The sequence below is a fragment of the Brachybacterium sp. sponge genome (assembly GCF_001613775.1).
Taxonomy (GTDB): Bacteria; Actinomycetota; Actinomycetes; order Actinomycetales; family Dermabacteraceae; genus Brachybacterium; species Brachybacterium conglomeratum.
Map to the genome: position 1 here is coordinate 79,920 of NZ_LRMP01000001.1, position 21,408 is coordinate 101,327.

Sequence of the window (21,408 nt, forward strand, 5' to 3'; positions counted from 1 at the left end):
GCCGCCGCAGGGTGGGCTGGTCGTCGGAACGCTCACCAGTATGGCGGAGCCTCGGCCCTTCGGGGGCGCGCTCCCGCAGGATCCTCGGCCTCAGGTCCGACGGGGAGTCCTCCCCATCGCGCCCCGCCCGACCCCGGGATAGCGTGGTCCACGACGCTCCCGGCAGAGGTGGAGGACCTTCATGAGCACCCCGTACGGCGTGCCGCCGACCCCTCCGACCGGAGCGCCCCCGCTCCCGCCGGCGAAGAGCCGCACCCCGCTGTACATCGCGCTGGCCTGCGGCTGCGTGCTCGTGCTGCTGCTGGTCGTCGCCGGCATCGGCCTCTATCTCGTCGGCCAGGACGGCGGCGAGGAGCCGACGTCGCCCCCGACCTCGATCGTGGACCCTCCCCCGAGCGAGGACCCCTCCGACGACCCGAGCACTCCCGCCTCGGACGCCCCCACCGAGATCGAGACCGACCAGCCGGTGGACAAGCCCACCGAGGGCCCCTCGGCCGATGCCACCTCGCCGAGCGACGAGATCTTCACGCTGACGGTCTCGAAGCCCGAGGAGGGGACCACCCTCGAGCTGGGCGGCGAGACGAAGACCCCGGAGAACGACAAGTTCATCGGCGTGGCGGTGACGATCGAGAACAGCAGCTCGAGGTCCATCGGGCTCGACTCCGACCGCTTCCGGCTCTACGACGACTCCGGCGCGGAGATCAACATCCGCTACGGCGCGTTCTCGACCTCCGGCCCGGAGATCCCGGCCGGCGAGGAGGCGGAGGCGCAGCTGTACGCCGACGTCCCCGCTGACACGGTGCTCGCGGAGATCAGCTACACCGACGAGGTCGGCACCGGCGGCAGCGAGTTCCGCGTCCCCGTCGGCAGCTGAGAACGCACCACCGTCACCACCAGCACCGTGAGCGCCGCGGCGACGGCCAGCACCGTCACCGCCACGATCAGCGGCGCGCTGCGCAGAAGCTGCGGGATGAGCCGCACGGGCACCAGCGCCGCGAAGGCGAAGGCGATGAGGGTTCCGAGATAGGAGCCGACCATGAAGCCGCGGTGCACCTCGACGCTCCCGCTGCGGATGCCGACGATCGCCGCGACGAGACAGACGAGGGTCCAGACCGACAGCCCGTGCAGCCAGCTGAGTCCGTCGTCGATCATCCCGAGGCTCGACAGGCACGTGACCACCATCGCCGCCGCCCACACGCCGCCGAGGATCCGGTGAGCGCGGTCGCGGCGCCGACGGAGGATCTGGAAGGGGCCGAGCAGCAGGACGACGAGGGCGGAGACGGCGTGGAGGGCGAGCATCGGCGTGAGAGCGTCCATGCGAGAGACGATAGTGCCGCTATCCACACCGGCGCCATCAAGATAGTCGCTGGTCGGCGCACTATCCGAGGGGAGAACGGGTCATGCTCCTGCACGAGCTCGCGGAGGCGACAGGGGTCTCCGCCGCCTCGATCAAGTACTACCGGCGCGAAGGGCTGCTGCCGCCGGGCGAGCGGATCACGACGACCCGGCAGGACTACGGCCGCGCCCACGTGGAGCGCCTCGAGCTGATCCAGGTGCTGCGCGAGGTCGCCGGCGCCCCGATCGCGCGGATCGCACGGGTGACGGCCCTGCTCGACGATCCCGACGTCCCGCTGATCGAGGTGCTCGCCGAGTCGCAGACCCTCGCCCTGGGCCTCGAGGACCCTGCCGACGGGGCGGAGGCGGCGGGAGGCGAGCACCCCTCGATCGCCCCGCTGCTCGCGCACCTGGGCTGGCCGGACGTCGACTCCGCCCCGCGCCGTGCGCTCGATCGGCTGCTGCACTCCCTGGAGGAGTGGGAGGCGCCGACGGACCTGGGGATGCTGCTGCGCTATGGGGAGCCGATGGCGCAGATCGCCCGCTCGGACGTGGACTGGATGAGCACCGGGGCGGGGCCGGCGGGTGCCGGGCCGGCGGGGGCCGAGCCGTCCGTCTCGCAGGACGTGGCGGTGATGCGCGCGGTGGCGGGCGCGATCGCCTTCGACCGACTGGTCCGGCTGCTGCGTCTGCTGGGGCACGCGAGCTTCTCGATCCTCGATGCGATGCAGGTCAGCGAGGATTCCGGGCCGTCCGGGCCCCCGATTACCAGGGAATGAACAGCCTCGGCACAGTGCTTTTCCCGGCAGCGCGTGTTCACTGTTCTCAACGCGTCACCGGAGGATCCCGCTGACTGAGGAGGAGGCGGGATCCGCTGATCCGGGACGCGGGGGAAAGGGATGGCCCCGGCTCGTGGGGACGAGCCGGGGCACTTTCCTGTGCGGGCCTCTCAGCGCCGCAGGTCGATGCCGAAGACGCGTCGGATCTGCGCGACGGCGTGCCGGGTGAAGCGGCGGTCCGAGGGGGTCGAGGCGAAGGGCAGCACGAGCCCGGGATGGTCGGGATGCGTGACGCGACCGTGCGTCGCCCCGGGGGTGATGACGAAGCCCGCCTGCTGCATGCGGCCCAGCAGCTCGCGGCGCGAGGTGGGGTGGCGCGTGCCCTGCCCGCCGCGGGTGGAGGGGCCGGCGGCGTCCTCGGCGATGTCGAGGGCGGGCTCGTACTCGTCGGGGCGCACGCTGAGCGCGTAGCGGGCGGAGAACAGGCCGATCACGGCGTTGTCCGCGCGGCGCACCTGCACCACGAGGTCGCCGCGGAGGAAGTGGTCGCTGGTCCCGGCATCCGCGGTCCAGGCGTCCTCGGGGTCGGCGACGGCCTGCACGATCCGCTCCCCGTCGGCCCCGGTCACGCCGACGGCGCGGATGTCCTCGTCGCGGATCCGCAGGGGCCGGGGCAGGGGTCGGGGATCGTCCGCGTCGAGCGTGTGCACGGCATCGCTCGGAGCGGCCGACGCGGCCCGCGGCAGCTGGACCGTCCGCGCCCGTCGGCGCGGCAGCGGGGCGGAGGGCAGGTCGGCCTGCTCGGGCCGCGCGGCCGGCTCGGGCCGGCGCCCCGGCACGGCGGTCCAGTCCACCGGCCGCACGGAGCGGGCGGGGTCCCTGCGTCCGGCGAGCGCCTTCGGGCTCGGGACGGGTCGCTGCGGTCTGCTCGCCATCGGTCCCTCCTCCGCGTGCTCGTCGTCGCCCGGCTGCCGGGCTCCCCCGATGGTGCCACGAGGGCGCCGGTCCGCTAGCGTGTCGCCCGTCTCGTCCCGTCCTGCCGTGAGGATCCCCGTGGCCGTCACCGTCGCTCGCCGCCCCCGCTCCGCACGCGTCGCCGCCGTGCTGGCCGCCGTGCTCCTCGCCGCCGGGTGCAGCGGCTCCCCCGAGGAGGAGGGCTCCTCCCCCGCCGCCCAGGGCACGACTGCCGAGGAGCCCGCCGCCTCGGACGGGGACGACTCCGTCGGGGGCGCCTCCGACGGGGGTGGGAAGACCGCGGCCGTCGTCCCGCAGGAGTCCTACGAGGTCACGCCCGCACCGGAGGGCTTCGTCCCGCCGGAGCCCTGCACGGGCGAGGGCGCCTACTACGCGGAGCTGGGAGAGGAGGCGAACCCCGGCCTGCCCGAGCGCGGCGGGGAGGCCCTCACCGTCTCCCTCGAGAGCATCGAGGGCGACAGCGCGCAGCTCATGGCGCAGGTCGGCGACAGCCCCGCCCGGGAGATCGGACCGATCACCCTGGGCGAGACCGTCGCCGTGGACCTGTGGACGCTGTCGGTGACGAGCGTGTGCGCCGACACCGAGCAGGTCGAGTTCGACCTCATCGACTGAGGCGCGACCTCCGCACCAGGGATGATGGGGGCATGACGGACCGCTCCCCCGCCCTGCACCGCTTCGACCTGGACGTCGTCGGGGCGGGGCTGCCCGTCGCCGCGGCACGGGAGGAGCTCGGGGCCGCGGCGCGGACGGGCGCGATGGTGGTCACCGCCCCACCCGGCACCGGCAAGACGACGCTCGTCCCGCCGCTGGTCGCGAATCTGGCCGACGGACTGACGCTGGTCACCCAGCCACGCCGGGTCGCGGTGCGCGCAGCCGCCCGCCGTCTCGCCTCCCTCGACGGCAGCCCGCTCGGCGGCCCCGTCGGCTTCACGGTGCGGGGCGAGCGGAAGGTCGCTCGGGACACCGCCGTCGAGATGCTCACCCCGGGCGTGCTGCTGCGGCGCCTGCTGGCCGATCCGGAGCTGCCGGGCGTCTCCGCGGTGGTGCTCGACGAGGTCCACGAGCGCTCCCTGGAGACGGATCTGCTGCTGGGGATGCTCGCCGAGACGCGGCAGCTGCGGGAGGATCTGCTGGTCGGGGCGATGTCGGCGACGCTCGACGCGCGGGCGGTCGCGGAGGTGCTGGACGGCGCGGCGATCGTGGAGGTGCCGAGCGCCCTGCACCCCCTGCGCACCGAGCACGCCCCCTCCCCGTCCCCGCGCCTGGACGCCCGCGGCGTCACCCGCGAGCTCCTCGACCATCTCGCCCGCACCGCGGCCCGGGCCCAGCGGGAGGAGGGCTGCGATGCGCTGGTCTTCGTCCCCGGCGCCCGCGAGGTCGACGAGACGGTCGCGCGACTGCAGGGCCTGGTGGACGGGGTCGAGGTCCTCCCCCTGCACGGCCGGCTCCCCGCCGCCCAGCAGGACCGCGCGACCGGCGGCCGCTGCCCCGGCGAGCCTCCCCGGATCGTGGTCTCCACGGCGCTGGCGGAGTCGTCCCTCACCGTGCCCGGCGTGCACCTCGTCATCGACGCCGGACTGTCCCGCGAGGTGCGGCGGGATCGCGGCCGGGACATGTCGGGCCTGGTCACGGTCAGCGCCTCGCGGGCCGCGATCGAGCAGCGCGCGGGCCGTGCCGCCCGTCAGGGCCCGGGCCGGGCGGTGCGGGTGTTCTCCGAGGCGGAGCTCGCGGGGATGCCGGCCCAGTCCCCGCCGGAGATCACCGCCGCGGATCTCACCGATGCGGCGCTCTGGCTCGCCTGCTGGGGGACGCCGCGCGGGGTGGGGCTGCCGCTGCTGACCCCACCGCCGGCCGCGGAGATCCGTGCCGCCGAGGACACCTTGCGGGCGCTGGGCCTGGTCGACGAGGAGGGCCGCCCCACCCCGGCCGGTCGTCGCACCGCGAAGCTCCCGGTCGGCGTGCGCGAGGCGCGGGCGCTGCTCGCGGGCGGGCCGTCGGCCGCGGAGGTCGTCGCCGCGGTCTCCGACGACCACCGCCCCACGGGCGCCGATCTCCCCCGCCTCCTCGCCGATCTCCGCGCCGGCCGCGCCCCCGGCGCCGAGCGCTGGCGCCGAGAGCGCGACCGCCTGACGCGCCTCGCCGGCTCCTCGGGCGGTCACGCCTCCCCCGGCGCCGTCCTCGCCCTCGCCCGCCCGGAGCGGATCGCGCGGCGGGTGGCCGACGGCTCGCGCTCCTATCTCCTCGCCTCCGGCACGCGGGCGGCCCTGCCCGAGGGCAGCGGCCTGCTCGGCGCGCCGTGGCTCGCGGTCTGGGAGGTGCAGCGCGCGGAGGGGCGCGCCGCCGACGGCACCGGCGCCGTGATCCGCGCCGCCGCCCCGCTCACGGAGGACGAAGCCCTCGACCTCGGCGCCGGTCTGCTCGTCGAGGAGCGCACGGCGAGGCTCGAGAACGGCACCGTCCGTGCCCGCCGCCGACGTGCGCTCGGCGCGATCGAGCTGTCCTCCACCCCGGTCGCGGCGACGGCCGAGGACACGGTCCCCGCGGTGCTCTCCGCGGTCCGGGAGAGGGGCCTCGACGCCCTGACCTGGTCGGACACCGCCCGCAGCCTGCGAGGCCGGCTCGCCCTGATCCACCGCGAGCTCGGCGACCCGTGGCCGGCGATGCACGAGGACGCGCTCCTGGCGACGCTCGAGACCTGGCTCGCCCCGCACGTGAGGACCCGCCTGGACGGCATCGACCTGGTCTCGGCGCTGCGCACCCTGCTGCCCTGGCCGGAGGCGTCCGAGCTCGACGCCCTCGCCCCCGAACGGCTCCCCGTCCCCTCGGGGTCCACCGCCCGGATCGACTATCCCGCGCCGGACGAGGAGGACGGCCGGCCCGTCGTCGCGGTGAAGCTGCAGGAGCTGTTCGGCCTCGCGGAGACGCCGCGGCTGGTGCGGGGCAGGGTGCCGGTGCTCTTCCACCTGCTCTCCCCGGCCCGTCGGCCGCTCGCCGTCACGGACGACCTGCGCTCCTTCTGGGACGGGCCGTACCGGGAGGTGCGCAAGGAGATGCGGGGGCGCTATCCGAAGCACCCCTGGCCGGAGGATCCGTGGACGGCGCCGGCCACCGCGCGGACCACGGCGCGGCTCAGGTCGAGCTGACCGTCGTGACCACGGTGGCCGCGGCGAGCGCCGCCGTCATGTCGTCCACGACCCGCTTCACGGCCGTCGCGGCAGGGCTGTCGATGTCGAGGGCCTCGATCCGCTGCTCGAGCTCGCGGCGCGAGAGGCCGGGCAGGTCGTCCTTGAGGATCCGGTGCGCGATCCCGAGGGCGCGCAGGATCTCCAGCAGCAGCCCGTCCTGCAGGGAGGCGCGGGCGGGGTCCTCGACGGCCGCGGCGAGCCGGGCGCGCAGCGCGGTCTCGAGCTCGTCGTCGTGGGTGGGCCAGGTGGTGGTGAACCAGCCGTCCTTGCGCTGCACGGCGCCGACGGCGGCGAAGCCCTCGCCGATCACCTCGGTGAGGTTCATCGTGCGGTGACCGATCGCGGACTTCAGCGACTTCCCCTCGAGCTCTGCGAGCGCGCCGAGGGCCTGGTCGAGGACGGGCAGGTCGGTGGGCTCGGTGGAGAGGACCTGCACCTTCGGGCTGCGCTCCTCGGTCAGCGCGATCCGCTCGCGCAGGGCGAGCTCGGCGATCGCGGCGGCGGCGAGGGCCTGGGTGCGGTACGAGGTCGAGTCCTGCCGGCCGGCGTCGTCGGTCAGCAGCAGGAACAGCTCTCCGGGGATCGTGTGCGTCGTCATGACTCCACCCTTCCAGGCGCTCCGCCGCACCGGATCCGACGATCGTCGCACCCCGCCCCTGCTCCCGGGTGGGATCCAGCGGGCCTCTGGCACCATGAGGACCATGCGTCTGATCCAGACCCCGTCCCGCCTGTACCGTCTGCTGGCCCTGGCCGAGATGGTCACCTGGACCCTGCTGCTGCTCGGCATGCTGCTGAAGTACGCGCTGCAGGTCACCGAGGTGGGGGTGCGGATCGGAGGGAGCCTGCACGGCTTCGTGTTCCTGTCCTACGTGGTGGTGACGGTGCTGGTCGCGGTCGATCAGCGCTGGAGCCTCGGACGCCTGGCGATGGGCCTGGGTTCCGCCTTCGTCCCGTATCTCACGGTCCCCTTCGAGCGCTGGGCGCACCGGAAGGGCATGCTCGGGGACTCCTGGCGGCTGCGCGAGGACGCCCCGCGCTCGTTCCCGGAGAAGGTCGCCGCCCTCGCGCTGCGCCGCCCGCTGCTCGCCGGACTGATCGCGATCGTCGTGGTCGCGGTGGTGTTCTCGGTGCTGCTGCAGCTGGGCCCGCCCACGGAGTGGTTCGCCTGATCAGCCCGGCGAACGGGGTCAGCGCGGCCTGATCAGCGGGTCGATCCGCACGCTCCCGCCGCCGCGCAGGTGCAACCGGCCCAGGTGCGTGACGGGCGTCGCCTCCGCCAGGCGCGGCACCTGCGGCTGATCCGGCTCCGGCGGCAGCGCCTCCCCGAAGCACACCCCGCAGCCCAGCATCGCCACGGCCTGCGCACGCCGCGCCTCCCAGTCGAGCTGCGCCTCCTGCGAGGCACGGATCCAGGGGCCGCCGACGGGCCGGCAGGGCCCGCAGCCGTCCTCGCCCTGCAGCGGGCACTGCGCACGCCGGGCCGTGACCTGCAGCAGGAGCCCCTCCAGCACAGGGACCCGCGGGTCCGCGCCGGTGGGGTGGACGTCGAGCCCGTCCGGACCGATCCGCAGCACCGCCACCTGTCCGAGCTCCCGCGCGGCCGCCAGCGCGCTCTCGAGCGCCTGGTCGGGATGGGCGCCCAGCAGGTCCTCGCGCGCCGCGACGGCCGGCTCGAACCACTCCCGGCGAGGGCCGACGAGCGCACCGCGACCGACGATCCCGCCCCTCGCCCGCAGCGCCGCTGCGACAGCCGGGACGCGGTACCAGCCCCAGCGCGGGGAGAGCGGACGCCGCCGAGGAGCCCCGATCGGGGCCCCGACCTCCGCACCCTCGCGGCTGGGACGGGCCGGCGCAGCGCTCTCGCCCTGCACCTCCTCGGGCGGTCGCCGGCCGGACAGGTCGCCGACCAGCCCCACGCCCTCCCCGTCCACCGGCAACACGGGCCCGAGAGCGGGCACCACCAGCCAGGCGTGCTCGAGCACGAGCGGCGGTCGTGCGGCGAGCGTGCGGCGCACCGTCTCCCGCGCCGGCGGCACCGTCGGCTCCCGCCGCCGGAAGCCGGGCTCGTCCTCCGGCGTCTCGTCGGCCGGGGGTGTGTCGTCCACCCGTGCCGTCACCGCCCCGACCCCGGGCAGGGACAGCTCGACGAGCTGGTCGCGCCAGGTCGCCGCGTGGTCGTCAAGATGCATGCGAATCACCTTCCGAGAAGGGCCCGCGGAGGACCCGGGCCGTCTGACCGGATGGGCGGACGCCCCGGCCGGGTCTTCCTCGACGGGCACCGGGTTCGGTTCCGGTTGCCGCGCGGCCTCTGTCGAGGGAGTCCGGCCGCGTCTCGTGACCCGTCGGCGACGATAGCGCGGGGGTGCGACAGCCGACGGCCCGGCTCGTAGACTCCTGGGGTGCGGTGCCACCACTTCGACTCCGGCGCGTGCAGGTCCTGCACGCTGCTGGACCTTCCCCGCCCGCGGCAGCTCGCCCGCGGCCGTGAGCGCGTCGAGCAGCTGCTCGCCCCGCATCTCGCGCCGGGCACGATCTGGTCGGAGCCGATCGTCGGCGTGGAGCAGGGCTTCCGCGCCCGCGGGAAGATGGCCGTCGGCGGCACCGCCCAGGCGCCGCTGCTGACCCTGCCCGGGCAGTCCGCGGGCACCGACCTGTGCGACTGCCCCCTCTACCCGGACGGGGTCGAGGAGGTGCTCGAGGGGGCGAAGGCCCTGATCCGTCGGGCGCAGATCCCGCCCTATGACGTTGCCCGCCGCCGCGGCGAGATCAAGAACGTGCTGGTCACCAGCTCCCCGGACGGGGAGCATCTGCTGCGCTTCGTGCTGCGCAGCACCGCGGCGCTGGAGCGGCTGCGGGAGCACCTGCCGCGGCTGCTCGAGGCGCATCCCTCGATCGTGTCGGTCAGCGCGAACATCCACCCCGAGCACACCACGCGCGTCGAGGGCGAGGAGGAGATCCCGCTGGCCGGGGCCGGTCGTCTCGCCGTGCGCACCGGGGACGTCACGCTGTTCTCCCGCCCGCAGTCCTTCCTGCAGACCCACACCGAGGTCGCCGGCGCCCTGTACCGCCAGGGCGCGGAGTGGGCGCGCGAGATCGCGGGGGCGCGGGAAGACCAGGAAACGGGCCCCGGCCTGCGGATCTGGGACCTGTACTGCGGTCTCGGCGGCTTCGCCCTGCATCTCGCCCGCGCGCTGCCCGCCGCGCGGGTCACCGGGTTGGAGGTCTCAGCCCAGGCGATCGACGGGGCGCGCGAGGGCGCGGAGGCCGCGGGGGTCGACGTGCGCTTCCTCGCGGCCGACGCGACCGCCTGGGCGATCGAGGAGGCCGCCCGCCCCTCCGGCCCGCCCGATATCGTCGTGGTGAACCCGCCGCGCCGCGGCCTCGGGCCGGAGCTCGCCGGCTGGCTCGAGCGCTCCGGGGTCCGCGACGTCCTCTACTCCAGCTGCAATCCGGCGAGCCTGGCCGACGACCTCGCCGCGATGCCCTCGCTGCGCATCGTCGCCGGCCGCTACGTCGACATGTTCCCCCACACCGAGCACGCCGAGGTGATCGTGCGTCTGCAACGCATCGCGCCCGGCGAGGAAGGCCTCTCATGACTCCCACCCCCACCGCCCAGCTGACCGCCGTGACCCGCACGGTCACCCCTGCGAAGAACGGGAACACGGTCGCGCTCTCCCAGACCTTCGACGCCGCCCCGGAGCAGCTGTGGGAGGCGCTGACCACGGCCGAGCGCCTCGCCCGCTGGTTCGGCACCGCCAGCGGCGACGTGATCCCCGGCGGGCGCTACGAGCTGCCTGAGATGGAGACCAGCGGCCGCCTGGTCGAGGTCGAGCCGCCGCATCGTCTGCTGCTGACCTGGGAGTTCGGGAAGAGCTCGAGCGACCTGGAGCTGCTGATCACCGCCGCGGAGGAGGGGACGGACGGCGGCGGCGGGGGCAGCACCCTCACCCTGCGCCACACCGTCCCCGCCGACGCGCACTGGGCGACCTTCGGCCCCGGCGCGACGGGCTGCGGCTGGGATGCGGCGCTGTACGCGCTGGCCCAGCACCTCGAGGATCCGGGCAAGGACCTGATGCGTCGCCTGGGCAGCTTCGCCGGCTCCCCCGAGGGCGCGGAGTTCACGCGCGCCACGGCGGATGCCTGGTACGAGGCGCACGTCGCCGGCGGCGCGGACCGCAAGCCCGCCCGCAAGGCCTCGGTGCGCACCGCCGCCGCCTATCTCGGCGAGGAGATCGAGACCGAGTGAGCGCCTTCGTGGAGGTGCTCTCCCTCGGCGGCACCATCTTCATGACCGAGGACGCCCGCGGCGAGAGCGCCCGCCCGGACGACGACGCCGGGGCGCGGCTGCTCGCCGCCGTCGGCGGGGACGTCGAGCTGCGGCCCCGAGCGCTCGCGAACATCTCCTCCTCCGATGTGCGCCCCCACCACCTGCGCGCCGTGCTGGAGAGTGCGCGAGCCGCGGTCGATTCCGGCGCGGCCGGCGTGGTGCTCACCCACGGCACCGACACCCTCGAGGAGACGGCGTTCCTGCTCGACCGGTTCTGGGACCGGGAGGCGCCGCTGGTGGTGACCGGGGCGATGCGTCCGGCGAGCGTGCCCGGCGCCGACGGGCCCGCGAACCTCCACGACGCGGTCCGCGCGGCGACCGCGCCGTCGGCCCGCGGCCTGGGCGTGCTGGTCGTGTTCGACGCCCACGCGCATCTCGCGGACCGAGTCGTGAAGGCCTCCTCCCGCGGGGTCTCGGCCTTCGCCTCGGAGCCCTCGGGGCCGCTCGCGATCGTCGGCGCGGAGGACCTGCGCCTCCTCCATCTCCCGCTACCGCATCCGGCCCGTTCCGGCGGGCTCCCGCCGGATCGCTTCCCGGCGGTGCCGCTGCTCACCGCGGGCCTGGACGAGGACCTCGCGCTGCTGGACCACCTCCCCGCCGAAGCGCTGGCGGGGCTGGTGATCGACGGGGTCGGGATGGGGCACGTCTCCCCCGCCGCGATGCCGCGCCTGCGCCGCCTGCTGGGCGAGGGGGTGCCTGTCGTGGTCGCGGCGCGGCCCTTCGGCGGCGGCACCTCCACGCACCACTACGGCTATCCCGGCTCCGAGGTGGACCTGCTCGAGGCGGGCGCCGTGATGGCCGGGCTCCTGCCCGCCCCGAAGGCCCGCCTGCTGCTGCAGGTGCTGCTGGCCTCCAGGGAATCGTCCGACGGGATCCGTGCGGCCTTCGAGGCCTACGCGTCCTGACCCACGGCGCCGTCAGAACGGCGGGTGGTCGACGTCGAGCGGCGGCCCGGGCGGGATGATGCGGCGCTTCGTCCGCACTCTGGTGAACTCGTCCTCGAGCTGGATCTCGGCGAGATGGTCCTCGGCCTCGTCGAGGGCTCGGCAGCGGGGCTCGTCGGGTCCGCGCTGCCTGGCCTCCCGGGCGCGGCGGTACGTCCGCTCGGCCTGGTCGAGGCGGCGGGTCATCCGCGGGGTGAGCAGATCGGTGTTCTCCGCGGTGCGCACCCGGAGGTCCTGCTCGAGCTGCCAGGTCGTGACCAGCGGTTCGGCGCTGGTGCTGCGGTCCCCGCGGTCGGGGTCGTCCTGGGGATCCCTGGCAGGGTCGATCAGCCCGGCGGTCTTGAGCTGGTGGTGGCGCCGGCACAGCCGGTGGAGGTTCCAGAGGGAGGTCGGGCCGCCGCGGGCGGGATCCAGGTGGTCGTACTCGATGATGTGGTCGTCCTCCGCGGCGAGCGCGGTGGGGCGGGTGCATCCGGGCGCCGCGCAGACGGGGTGGCGCAGCCGCAGCTGCATGCGCTGCTGCGCGTCGGGCCGGTAGGTGTCGATCCGGGCGGGGAGGTGGGTCCCGCAGATCGGGTCGGTGAGGATCCGGTACCAGACGGAGGAGGTCGCGGCGAGGTCCCGGGCGAGGTCTGCCGGGATGGGGGTGAGCCCGTCGAGCATCGCCGGGGAGTCGTCCATCCCGAGCAGGGTCGTCACGGGCACGGTGACGAGGATCTTGAACGGCTGCGCGGTCTCCTCGACCGGGTCGAGGTCGAGCATGGAGCGGGTGAGGATCGCGTAGCGCAGGGCCGAGAGGCTGAGGGGGCGCTCCCGGTCGCGGACGTCGCCGTCGAGGTCGAAGGGGATCGGCTCCTCCTCCCCTGCCTCGAGCGCGACGCGCTGGGCGCGCTGGACGGCGCGAGCGCTCGCGTCGAGCCGCAGACCGAAGCTGCGGATCTCGGGGATCGGGCCGGTGATCGTGATCCAGGCGACGCCCTGCTCGGAGTCGACACCGTCGATCCGCACCTCGCGCGCCTCGCGGGGTGGCTTCAGCTCGTTCCCGACGGAGGCCACGGCCAGTCGCACCTGGGCCTCGAAAGTGCTGCGGGGGATCGAGGGGATCTCCACACCGGCCAGGTGCTCGTCGACCAGGCGGATCTGGTCGGCGTCGAGCCGTCGCACCTGGCGCAGCAGGAAGCGGTGGTAGTCCTCGGGCAGGTCGCCGGCCTCGAGGTGCGCGAACATCCGGGGCAGGTCGACGACGGCGTGGTGGGCGTCGCGGATCTGCGAGGTGGCCTGCGTGATGGAGCAGCGCAGTCCCACGGCGACCTTCATCGCGGTCATGTCCGCGTCGATCAGCGAGCCCTCGTTGTCCGGGTCGACGGCGAAGAAGTCCGCGAGATGGCGGAGACGGCGGGCGTGGAGCTGCGCCTCCTCTCGCATGAGGGAGTGGAGCTCGAGCACGCGCCCGGCGTATTTCCCCTCGATGCCGCCGACCTCCTCGAGAATCACCTCCTCGGTGAGCTCCCGACGGGCGCGCACGCGCCATTCGCGCGCGGGACGGGCGGGAGCGGCGGGGCTCGACGGGCCCGACCTTGAGGAGGCATCGCTCGACGGGAACTGTCGCGCGGTCTCGGACGATGACGCGTCGCGGCGCGCATCGTCGTCGATGTCGTCGAACTCCCCCACTGCTGCCACCTCCCCCGCCGTCCGGGCACTCACCGATGAGCGCCTCCTCGAATACCTCGATCCTACCTACCACACACCCATTACAGAACCCCCAGCGCGAAATGGGGATCAATTTGTGGATAACCACCCTGTGGGGAGGAGAGGTCGCTGTGCACGAGCCCTCCACGCGAGGATCGGGCGGGGGTTCATCCACCGGAACACACCCCGCTGTGGACGACGGCGTCCACCTGTCACACCCCTCTGCTATGCGCTCGACCTGCATGATCCTTGGCTCCACGCCCACGGAGCCGGCGCCGAGGGCGGCCCCTCGAGACGCACTGGACGGCATGCGCCTGGAGCACGGGAGGGCCGACGACAGACCGCCGGAGACGGCGAGCAGAAGGAATGGGAGACACCCCCGTCGAATACACCGAAATCTCGAACGACCCGGAGGGGCGGCATTTCCGAATTTCCCTCGCCCTTCACCTGACGTCATGACGAAAGGCCGATTCCGAGGACGCCCACAGGGCCCTCGGCCGTGCCGGCGCAGCGCGGCGTCGGCCGCTCCCGGCGCCAGTGGGATCGTCGTCGGCCCCGCGTCCCCGCCGGCCGCGCAAAAACCGCCGGCCACGCGTCCCCCGTCGGCCGCCCATCCCCGTCGGCCTCACCGCGCCGAGCCCTTCCACGACGCAGAGCGCCCCTCCGTGATCACACGGAGGGGCGCGGGGGCGAACCCCGGCGGCGCAGGGGCGGGACCCGACGGCGCCGGCTCGTCAGGCAGGCGTCACGCGGACCCAGCCCTCAGGTCGTCAGGCACAGGCAGAAGGGGTGTCCCGCAGGGTCGAGGTAGACGCGGAAGCTGCCGGAGGCGGAGGGCTGGTGCTCGTGGACGGTCGCGCCGAGGGCGAGTGCCCGGGGCTCGGCGCGGTCGATGTCGGTGACGGAGAGGTCGAGGTGGAACTGCTGGGGGTGGTCGCCGTCGGGCCAGGTGGGGCGGCGGAAGTCCGCCACCTTCTGGAAGGCGAGGGAGGCCTCGCCGTCGGGGTCGTCCTCGCTGCGACGGCCGCGGGGCGGGATCAGCTCCGCCCAGTCGGAGTCGCTGCCCTCCTCGACCCGCCAGCCGAGCAGCTTCGCGTAGAAGGTGGCCAGCTGGAGGGCGTCGGGGCAGTCGAGGACGGTGAGATCGAGGGTGGGGATGACGGGCTCTGTGTCCAGGTCTTCCATCATGCGGCCACCGTAGGAGCACGGACCCCGCAGGGGAAGCACATCGCGCGTGTCCGCGCGGTCTCATCCCGCGCATCCGCGCCTCACATCGCGCGTGTCCGCGCACAGCGTCATCGCCGGATCGCCACTGCGCGCACGACGGTGACAGACTGGGGGGATACGTCGTGCGATATCGACCGTCGAAAGGTGAACTGATGACCATTCCCGCCGATCCGGCTCCTTCCCTGCAGGACTACGCCCACCCCGAGCGGCTCGTGACCACGCAGTGGCTCGCGGACCGGCTCGCCGCGGGCGAGACCGAGGGCCTCGTGGTCGTCGAGTCCGACGAGGACGTGCTGCTCTACGAGACCGGGCACATCCCGGGCGCGGTGAAGATCGACTGGCACCTCGACCTCAACGACCCGGTCACCCGCGACTACGTCGACGGCGAGGGCTTCGCGAAGCTCATGGACGCCTCCGGCATCACCCGCGAGACCACCGTGGTGATCTACGGCGACAAGTCCAACTGGTGGGCCGCCTACGCGCTGTGGGTGTTCAGCCTGTTCGGCCACGAGGACGTGCGCCTGCTCGACGGCGGCCGCGCCGCCTGGGAGGCCGAGGGCCGCGAGATGACGACCTCGACCGAGGGCCGCCCCGCGCCGACCAGCGGCTACCCCGTCGTCGAGCGCGAGGACGCCCCGATCCGCGCCTACCGCGAGGATGTGCTGGACTTCCTCGGCGGACCGCTGATCGACGTGCGCTCCCCGCAGGAGTACTCCGGCGAGCGCACGCACATGCCCGACTACCCGCAGGAGGGCACCGTGCGCGGCGGCCACATCCCCACCGCGCGCTCGGTGCCGTGGGCCCGCGCCGCCGCGGAGGACGGCCGCTTCAAGCCCCGCGCGGAGCTCGAGGCGATCTATCAGGACGAGCTCGGCTTCGAGACCGGGACGCCGACGGTCGTGTACTGCCGCATCGGCGAGCGCTCCGCGCACACCTGGTTCGTGCTCACCCACCTGCTCGGCTTCGACTCGGTGCGCAACTACGACGGCTCCTGGACCGAGTGGGGCAACGGCGTGCGCCTGCCGATCGCGCAGGGCACCGAGCCCGGCGAGGTCCCCGCCCGATGAGCCCGACGAACAGCGCCGACGCCGCGATCTCCGCGCTGCCCGAGGGCTTCGCGGAGATCGCCGACGACTTCCACGCGCTCGGCGGGAAGGATCGCCTGCAGCTGCTGCTGGAGTTCTCGCAGGGCCTGCCCGAGCTGCCCGAGCGCTACTCCGAGCACCCGGAGCTGCTCGAGCCGGTGCCCGAGTGCCAGTCCCCGATCTTCCTGGCCACGGAGGTGGAGGGGCAGGGTCGCGAGGCGACCGCGCACCTGTTCTTCTCCGCCCCGCCGGAGGCGCCGACGACGCGCGGCTTCGCCGCGATCCTCGCCGAGGCCCTCGACGGGCGCACCGTGGGCGAGGTGCTGGACACCCCGGACACGGTCACCGGCGAGCTCGGCCTGGCCGAGGTGGTCAGCCCGCTGCGCCTGAACGGCATGTCGGGGATGCTCGCGCGGATCAAGCGCCAGCTCTCCGAGAAGGCCGGGGTCTGAGCAGGCCCCTCCCACTGCACTGCGGCGCCGTCCCCGAGGGGGGCGGCGCCGCGGTGCGTCGAGGGTGGGTCGACGTGCCGATCCGCCGACGGCGGGCCCGACCGATGGGCCCGACCGACAGGCCCGGCCGACGGGTCCGACCGATGGGCCCGGCCGACGCCCGATCAGTCCGATCGCGGGTCGTGCACGGTCTGCTCGGCGGCGCGATGCTCGCCGGGCTGCTGCGCGCCCGTCTGCTGCGCGCCCGTCCGCTGGTCCCCGGCCCGGTGCGCGGCGCTCCTCACATCCCCACCCCGCACGTCCCCGCCGTCGTCCCCTCGGCCGTAGCGCTCGAAGGCGCGGCCGGCGCCGCTGCGCAGGGCGCCGAGGGCGGCACGACCGGCCTCGGCGCGGGCGTGGTCCATCGCGGAGCGGGCGCGCTGCGAGAGGGCCTCTCGGGCGGCGGCGCCGGCACCGCTCGCGCCGCTCCTCGTCCCGCCGGCCCCGCCGGCAGTCCCAGCACCCGTCCCGGCTCCGTGCGCGGAGCCCGCGGGCTCGGGGGCGAGGCCGCTCGCGATCCGGTTATGGCGCTCACGGGCGCTGCGCAGCTCGAGCGGCACCCGCACCAGGCGCACCAGCGCGCTGCGCATGTCCTCGCGGATCTGCCTCTCGTGCCGGTCGAGATAGGCGTCGAGGTCGCGCTCCTCGTCGCGCAGCAGGAAGGCGCGGCCCAGCAGGTAGGACGCGAGATCGGCGGCGACCTCGGGCGAGAGGCCGTAGGCGTCGGACGAGGCGCGGGCGTCGCGCAGCGCGACCGCGTCGTCGCTCTCCAGCGGGCTCGGCACGATCTCGACGGCGCTGAGCACGTCCTCGACGACCGCGTGGAAGGCCGCGTCGGAGGCGAGGTCGGCGCGGCGCAGCTCGGCCCGTCCGGTCGCCTCGGGGACGGGGATCCTCGTGATCCCCTCGCGGGCGAACTCGTCCTGTGCGGCGCGCCGCACCAGGCGTCGGGCGGCCCGCTCGAGGTGGCCCGCATCAGCGTCGCGCGGCAGCTCGGGGACCACGGCCCGCGCCTGGGCGAGGACGTCGGCGCGGGCACCCGCGATCTCGGCGCGTCGGCGCGCGGCGTGGAGCCGGTCGCGCAGCTCGTCGACGGGTCTCATGGGCGCTCCTTCCGCAGGGGACGCTGACGGGGCCATCGTACGGGGCAGGAGGGAGGTCCCTGTCGGCGGCAGCGGGTCGGATGAGAGGATGGAGGGGAAGGATCCGCACGTCCCCGGCGCCGCCGCCCGGCCGCCGGGACCCGATCACGACAAGGAGCACTCATGACCGACCTCAGCTACACCGTCCCCGGCCTCGGCACCGACGACTCCCGCCGGCTCGTGGAAGCGCTGCAGGACCGCCTCCACGCCCTGAACGACCTGCATCTCACCCTCAAGCATGCCCACTGGAACGTGGTGGGTCCGCAGTTCATCGCGGTGCACGAGATGCTCGACCCGCAGGTGGAGCTCGTGCGCGGCTACGCCGACGAGGTCGCCGAGCGGATCGCGCAGCTGGGCGCCTCCCCCGTCGGCACCCCGGGTCGCCTCGTCGCCGAGCGCGGCTGGAGCGACTACGAGCTCGGCAGGGCCGGCACCCAGGAGCACCTCACCGCGATCGACCAGGTCTACGACGGCGTCATCGCCTCCCACCGCAAGGCGATCACCCTCGCCGGTGAGCTCGACCCGATCACCGAGGACATCCTGATCGGCCAGTCCGCCGAGCTGGAGAAGTTCCAGTGGTTCGTGCGCGCGCATCTCGAGCGTTCACAGTCCTGAACCTCTTCCGTCGGGGCCGGGTACGGTGAACGGACCCGACCCCGAGGAGGACCCCGGCATGCCGATCGCCGCCCCCACCGCCGACGAGCTCGCCCTGCTGCAGGACGAGGCCGTGCGCTTCACCCGCGAGCTCATCCGGATCGACACCACGAACTTCGGCGGGAACGACCCCGAGACCTGGGGGAAGGGCGAGACCGAGGCGGCGGAGTACGTCGTCGAGCGGCTGCGCGAGGTGGGCCTCGAGCCGCAGGTGGTCGAGTCGCACCCCGGCCGTCCCAGCGTGCTGGTGACCGTGCCGGGCGAGGACCGCGAGCGCGGCGGCCTGATCCTCCACGGCCACCTCGACGTGGTCCCGGCTCGCGCCGAGGACTGGTCGGTGGACCCCTTCGGCGCCGAGATCATCGACGGCATGATCTACGGCCGCGGCGCCGTGGACATGAAGGACATGGTCGGGATGATCCTGGCCGTCGCCCGTCACCTGGCCCGCAGCGGGCAGGCCCCGCCGCGCGACCTCATGTTCGCCTTCTTCGCCGATGAGGAGAATGCGAGCGTCTGGGGCGCCCAGTGGCTGGTGGAGAACCACCCCGAGCTGTTCGACGGCATGACCGAGGCGATCAGCGAGGTGGGCGGCTACTCGATCACCCTGCCCGAGGAGGCAACCGGCGAGGACGTGCGCACCTATCTCGTCCAGACCGCCGAGAAGGGCCTGGCCTGGGGGCGGCTGCGCGCCACCGGCCGCGCCGGTCACGGCTCGGTCCCCAACGACGAGAACGCCATCGTGCGCCTGGCCCGCGCGATCACCGCGATCGACGAGCACGAGTTCCCGATCGAGTACATCGCCAGCGTCCGCGCACTGTTCGACGGGATCACCGAGATCACCGGGCAGGGCTGGGACGAGCAGGACATCGACCGCTTCCTGCCCCTGACCGGCGGGGCCCGCCACTTCGTCGCCGGGACCCTGCGCGACTCGGCGAACCTGACGATGCTCGATAGCGGGTACAAGGTCAACGTCATCCCCCAGACCGCGGAGGCCGGCTTCGACTGCCGCTTCCTGCCCGGGCACCAGGAGGAGCTGCTGGCCCTGCTGGACGAGCTGGCCGGCGAGCACGTCGAGGTGGTCGTGGACCACATCGGCGTCTCCGTCGACTCCCCGCGTGAGTCCCCGCTGGTGGACGCGATGACCGCGGCGGTGCAGGCGGAGGACCCGGGCTCGAAGGTCCTGCCCTACTGCCTCAGCGCCGGCACCGACAACAAGCCGCTCAGCCTGCTCGGCATCGCCGGCTACGGCTTCGCGCCGCTGCAGCTGCCCGCGGACCTCGACTTCGCCCCGCTGTTCCACGGCGTGGACGAGCGGGTGCCGGTGGACGCGGTGCGCTTTGGCGCACGGGTGCTGCTGCGCCTCGTCGCGACCTGCTGAGCCCGCTCCCGGGGACTGCCCCGCGCGGTGCTCAGTGCTGGTCGGCCGCGTCCTCGCCGTAGGTGCGGGTCGAGGCCAGCAGCTCGGCGGCCGGGATCCGCTCCTCGGGGCCGAGGCCGACGTACCAGGACGGCGCGGTGGCGAGCATGACCTCGAGCAGCTCGGTCGCGTCCAGCTCCTCCCCGGCCCTCGCCGCCTCCTCGGTGGTGACGAGCCACTGCTCGGCGTGGACGAGCTCCCCGCCGGCGATGGTGAGGGCGAGGGCCTCGATGCCGGGACGGGGCGGGAGCCTGTCGGGCATGCGCTTGAGCGCCTCGACGTGCAGCGCGGCCATCGTCCCGGTGAGGATCATGTAGGTGCGGTGGCTGGACTTCCAGTCCAGCGCACCACGGAGGAAGGCATGGTGCCGCTCGATGTAGGCGGCCATCATCGCGAAGCCGTGCCGGACGTGCTGGTGGATCGTATAGCCGGCGGCGCCATTGGTGCCTCCGCGCTCCCAGGCGGCGTCGAACATCTCCTGGAGCATCGCGCCCATCAGGTCGTCGAGCCCGGTGAAGTGGCTGTAGAACGCCGCGCGGCTCACGCCGGCGCGCTTGGCCAGGGCGTTGACGGTGACCTCGCCGTCGGCGGCGCTCAGCTCGCGGGCGGCGGTGAAGATCGCGGCGCGGGTGCGGGCGGGACGGGGATCCGGGGCACGCTCGCCGGAGGACGTCGAAGAGGTCATTGCGTCATCGTAGTCCAGCATCCGGGCACCGACCGGCGAGCAGCGCGACGCCGGGGCGTGCGGCAGGATGAGTGCATGCGCGCCTTCCTGTCCGGCCTGGCCGGGTCTCCCGTCCCCGACGGCCGACGGACCCACGGGATCCCCGCTCCCCTCGCGGACCTGATCGGGCAGACGATCGTGCACACCCGGGTCGCCGCCCGCGGCACCTGGTCCGTGACCGCCCGCGGCAGCGTGCTCTCCTCCCGGACGCAGCTGCACGAGGGGGCGCACGACCTCGAACGCGGCGCCGCCCCCGAGACCGACCCGGCCGTCGGCCTGCGGGATCCGCGCATCGTCGGCGCGCAGGTCCTCGACGCGCAGCTGCTGGAGGACGGCGCGGTGCGCCTGTCGCTGCAGGCCGTGCACGGGTCGGCGGCGCTCCGCACCGCGGCGCCGTGGCGGCTCGAGGGCCCGCGGGGCGCGCTCGTCGTCGCGGACGAAGAGGGCGGGATCCGCGCGGAGCCGGCCGGGGCGCCCGTCCATGCGACCGAGGCGGCGCTCGCCGCGCATGCGGCCTCCTCCCCCTCGGGCATCGAGCGCCGCCTGCTGGGCCTGGCCCGGCGGAGGGTCCTGCATCCCGGGGACGTGGTCGAGGAGATCTCCGCCTCCGGCGCGCTCGAGGACGAGGAGTTCGCACGGCGCGGGCCGGTGCTGCTGGCGAGGATGCTGGTGCGCGGCGAGCTGGTCGCGGGCTTCGTGGTGGAGGGCCGCTTCCGGCCGTGGACGCTGCCGGTCGCAGAGGTGGTGGAGCACGTGGGCACCACCTGGCAGGCGATCGGCGGGCGCACGCCCGGCCCGGACATGATCGGCTGGTTCGCGCTGACGGAGGCGGGCCGGGCGGCGCTCGGGCCCTCAGGTGCGGAGGCCCAGCCCCCGGGGATGTCGGGCTACGACTCCCCCGGGGTCGTGGGGCCGTTCCGCTGAGACGGCCCGGGACGCGGCTCCCCCGAGCGCGTCGCCGCTCCGTCACCCCTGACGGCCCGCACCACCGTAGCGCCCGCCGACGCCCCCGAGCGCACTTCTCGGACGGATGTAAGAGGGATCTCCACCTGTCCGAAACCGCTGTGAACGGGGCGGTAACACCGGATGAACACCCGCGAGGGTCCTTCGCGACGCTACCCTGGGGCGACCATGTCGAGAAAGGCCTGCCAGATGTCAACACGAACCGTGAAGGTCGCGAGCGCGAGCGGCCTCCATGCCCGCCCGGCGGCCCTCTTCTCGCAGGCCGCGTCCGAGCAGCCTGCCGCCGTCACCATCGAGACCGCGGACGCTGGCCCGGTGAAGGCCTCGAGCATCCTCATGCTCCTCACCCTCGACGTCGCCTTCGGGGACGAGGTCACGCTGCGTGCCGAGGGCGAGGGCGCCGAGGAATCACTGGACGCCCTCTCGGCACTGCTCGAGACGAACCTCGACGAGGAGTTCCAGGAGAGCTGA

The 21,408-nt window shown here is 74.2% G+C and carries 22 protein-coding genes; 14 read left to right on the forward strand and 8 right to left on the reverse strand.

Annotated features, from left to right (window positions below):
- The first annotated feature begins 181 nt into the window (after positions 1-181).
- Positions 182-874 (forward strand): DUF4352 domain-containing protein, encoded by a 693-nt coding sequence (locus tag A4A78_RS00390; RefSeq protein ID WP_062946473.1) that lies wholly within the window; start codon positions 182-184, stop codon positions 872-874.
- On the opposite strand, the gene A4A78_RS00395 is transcribed toward A4A78_RS00390, so the two are convergent.
- The gene (locus A4A78_RS00395) at positions 817-1,317 is read right to left on the reverse strand and encodes a DUF2306 domain-containing protein (RefSeq protein ID WP_062946474.1); all 501 of its coding nucleotides are present in this window, start codon (positions 1,315-1,317) and stop codon (positions 817-819) included. The genes A4A78_RS00390 and A4A78_RS00395 overlap by 58 nt on opposite strands.
- An 83-nt stretch (positions 1,318-1,400) precedes the next feature.
- Here A4A78_RS00395 and A4A78_RS00400 point away from each other — a divergent pair, with 83 nt between their 5' ends.
- Positions 1,401-2,114 carry a MerR family transcriptional regulator gene (locus tag A4A78_RS00400; protein WP_062946475.1) on the forward strand — a complete coding sequence of 238 codons (714 nt, stop codon included), beginning with the start codon at positions 1,401-1,403 and terminating at the stop codon, positions 2,112-2,114.
- 170 nt (positions 2,115-2,284) lie between these two features.
- On the opposite strand, the gene A4A78_RS00405 is transcribed toward A4A78_RS00400, so the two are convergent.
- The gene (locus A4A78_RS00405) at positions 2,285-3,049 is read right to left on the reverse strand and encodes a hypothetical protein (protein WP_062946476.1); all 765 of its coding nucleotides are present in this window, start codon (positions 3,047-3,049) and stop codon (positions 2,285-2,287) included.
- Positions 3,050-3,155: 106 nt separating this feature from the next.
- On the opposite strand from A4A78_RS00405, the gene A4A78_RS00410 reads away from it, so the two are divergent.
- Both A4A78_RS00410 and hrpB read left to right on the forward strand, forming a co-directional pair.
- Entirely contained in the window at positions 3,156-3,701 is a 546-nt protein-coding gene (locus A4A78_RS00410) for a hypothetical protein (RefSeq protein WP_231880757.1), read from the forward strand.
- Positions 3,702-3,733: 32 nt separating this feature from the next.
- On the forward strand, positions 3,734-6,232 hold the full coding sequence (gene hrpB / locus A4A78_RS00415; RefSeq protein ID WP_062946478.1) for an ATP-dependent helicase HrpB: 2,499 nt from the start codon (positions 3,734-3,736) through the stop codon (positions 6,230-6,232).
- Here the strand turns inward: hrpB and A4A78_RS00420 are convergent.
- Positions 6,219-6,872 (reverse strand): GPP34 family phosphoprotein, encoded by a 654-nt coding sequence (locus A4A78_RS00420; RefSeq protein ID WP_062946479.1) that lies wholly within the window; start codon positions 6,870-6,872, stop codon positions 6,219-6,221. The genes hrpB and A4A78_RS00420 overlap by 14 nt on opposite strands.
- 103 nt (positions 6,873-6,975) lie before the next feature.
- Between A4A78_RS00420 and A4A78_RS00425 the strand changes: the two genes are divergently transcribed.
- Positions 6,976-7,443 carry a DUF3817 domain-containing protein gene (locus A4A78_RS00425; protein WP_062946480.1) on the forward strand — a complete coding sequence of 156 codons (468 nt, stop codon included), beginning with the start codon at positions 6,976-6,978 and terminating at the stop codon, positions 7,441-7,443.
- A gap of 18 nt (positions 7,444-7,461) precedes the next feature.
- Here the strand turns inward: A4A78_RS00425 and A4A78_RS00430 are convergent, their stop codons facing one another.
- Positions 7,462-8,463 carry a hypothetical protein gene (locus A4A78_RS00430; RefSeq protein ID WP_062946481.1) on the reverse strand — a complete coding sequence of 334 codons (1,002 nt, stop codon included), beginning with the start codon at positions 8,461-8,463 and terminating at the stop codon, positions 7,462-7,464.
- Positions 8,464-8,673: 210 nt separating this feature from the next.
- On the opposite strand from A4A78_RS00430, the gene rlmC reads away from it, so the two are divergent.
- From rlmC to A4A78_RS00445, 3 genes are read left to right on the forward strand one after another with little or no spacing between them, the layout of a single operon-like run.
- Positions 8,674-9,870, forward strand: coding sequence for a 23S rRNA (uracil(747)-C(5))-methyltransferase RlmC (gene rlmC / locus A4A78_RS00435; protein WP_062946482.1), 1,197 nt, complete (start codon positions 8,674-8,676; stop codon positions 9,868-9,870).
- A complete protein-coding gene (locus A4A78_RS00440; protein ID WP_062946483.1) occupies positions 9,867-10,520 on the forward strand; it encodes an SRPBCC domain-containing protein in 654 nt (217 codons plus the stop codon). The genes rlmC and A4A78_RS00440 overlap by 4 nt, the downstream gene beginning before the upstream one ends.
- A complete protein-coding gene (locus A4A78_RS00445; protein WP_062946484.1) occupies positions 10,517-11,506 on the forward strand; it encodes an asparaginase in 990 nt (329 codons plus the stop codon). The genes A4A78_RS00440 and A4A78_RS00445 overlap by 4 nt, the downstream gene beginning before the upstream one ends.
- 12 nt (positions 11,507-11,518) lie before the next feature.
- On the opposite strand, the gene A4A78_RS00450 is transcribed toward A4A78_RS00445, so the two are convergent.
- Both A4A78_RS00450 and A4A78_RS00455 read right to left on the reverse strand, forming a co-directional pair.
- Positions 11,519-13,249 (reverse strand): HNH endonuclease signature motif containing protein, encoded by a 1,731-nt coding sequence (locus A4A78_RS00450; protein WP_231880759.1) that lies wholly within the window; start codon positions 13,247-13,249, stop codon positions 11,519-11,521.
- 747 nt (positions 13,250-13,996) lie between these two features.
- Positions 13,997-14,419 carry a VOC family protein gene (locus A4A78_RS00455; protein ID WP_062947891.1) on the reverse strand — a complete coding sequence of 141 codons (423 nt, stop codon included), beginning with the start codon at positions 14,417-14,419 and terminating at the stop codon, positions 13,997-13,999.
- A 194-nt stretch (positions 14,420-14,613) separates the two neighbouring features.
- Between A4A78_RS00455 and A4A78_RS00460 the strand changes: the two genes are divergently transcribed.
- Positions 14,614-15,528, forward strand: coding sequence for a sulfurtransferase (locus A4A78_RS00460; protein WP_062946486.1), 915 nt, complete (start codon positions 14,614-14,616; stop codon positions 15,526-15,528).
- On the forward strand, positions 15,525-15,998 hold the full coding sequence (locus A4A78_RS00465; RefSeq protein WP_062946487.1) for a SufE family protein: 474 nt from the start codon (positions 15,525-15,527) through the stop codon (positions 15,996-15,998). Before A4A78_RS00460 ends, A4A78_RS00465 begins: the two co-directional genes overlap by 4 nt.
- Before the next feature lie 164 nt (positions 15,999-16,162).
- Here the strand turns inward: A4A78_RS00465 and A4A78_RS00470 are convergent, their stop codons facing one another.
- Positions 16,163-17,140 carry a hypothetical protein gene (locus A4A78_RS00470; protein ID WP_062946488.1) on the reverse strand — a complete coding sequence of 326 codons (978 nt, stop codon included), beginning with the start codon at positions 17,138-17,140 and terminating at the stop codon, positions 16,163-16,165.
- A 162-nt stretch (positions 17,141-17,302) separates the two neighbouring features.
- Here A4A78_RS00470 and dps point away from each other — a divergent pair, with 162 nt between their 5' ends.
- Together dps and A4A78_RS00480 are read left to right on the forward strand one after the other, a co-directional pair.
- Entirely contained in the window at positions 17,303-17,794 is a 492-nt protein-coding gene (gene dps, locus A4A78_RS00475; RefSeq protein ID WP_062946489.1) for a DNA starvation/stationary phase protection protein Dps, read from the forward strand.
- Positions 17,795-17,852: 58 nt separating this feature from the next.
- The gene (locus A4A78_RS00480) at positions 17,853-19,211 is read left to right on the forward strand and encodes a M20/M25/M40 family metallo-hydrolase (protein ID WP_062946490.1); all 1,359 of its coding nucleotides are present in this window, start codon (positions 17,853-17,855) and stop codon (positions 19,209-19,211) included.
- 31 nt (positions 19,212-19,242) lie between these two features.
- On the opposite strand, the gene A4A78_RS00485 is transcribed toward A4A78_RS00480, so the two are convergent.
- The gene (locus tag A4A78_RS00485; RefSeq protein ID WP_062946491.1) at positions 19,243-19,935 is read right to left on the reverse strand and encodes a TetR/AcrR family transcriptional regulator; all 693 of its coding nucleotides are present in this window, start codon (positions 19,933-19,935) and stop codon (positions 19,243-19,245) included.
- A 75-nt stretch (positions 19,936-20,010) separates the two neighbouring features.
- On the opposite strand from A4A78_RS00485, the gene A4A78_RS00490 reads away from it, so the two are divergent.
- Both A4A78_RS00490 and A4A78_RS00495 read left to right on the forward strand, forming a co-directional pair.
- Positions 20,011-20,898: a hypothetical protein gene (locus A4A78_RS00490; protein WP_062946492.1), complete on the forward strand. Its 888-nt coding sequence runs from the start codon at positions 20,011-20,013 to the stop codon at positions 20,896-20,898.
- Between the two features lie 228 nt (positions 20,899-21,126).
- Entirely contained in the window at positions 21,127-21,408 is a 282-nt protein-coding gene (locus A4A78_RS00495; protein WP_062946493.1) for an HPr family phosphocarrier protein, read from the forward strand.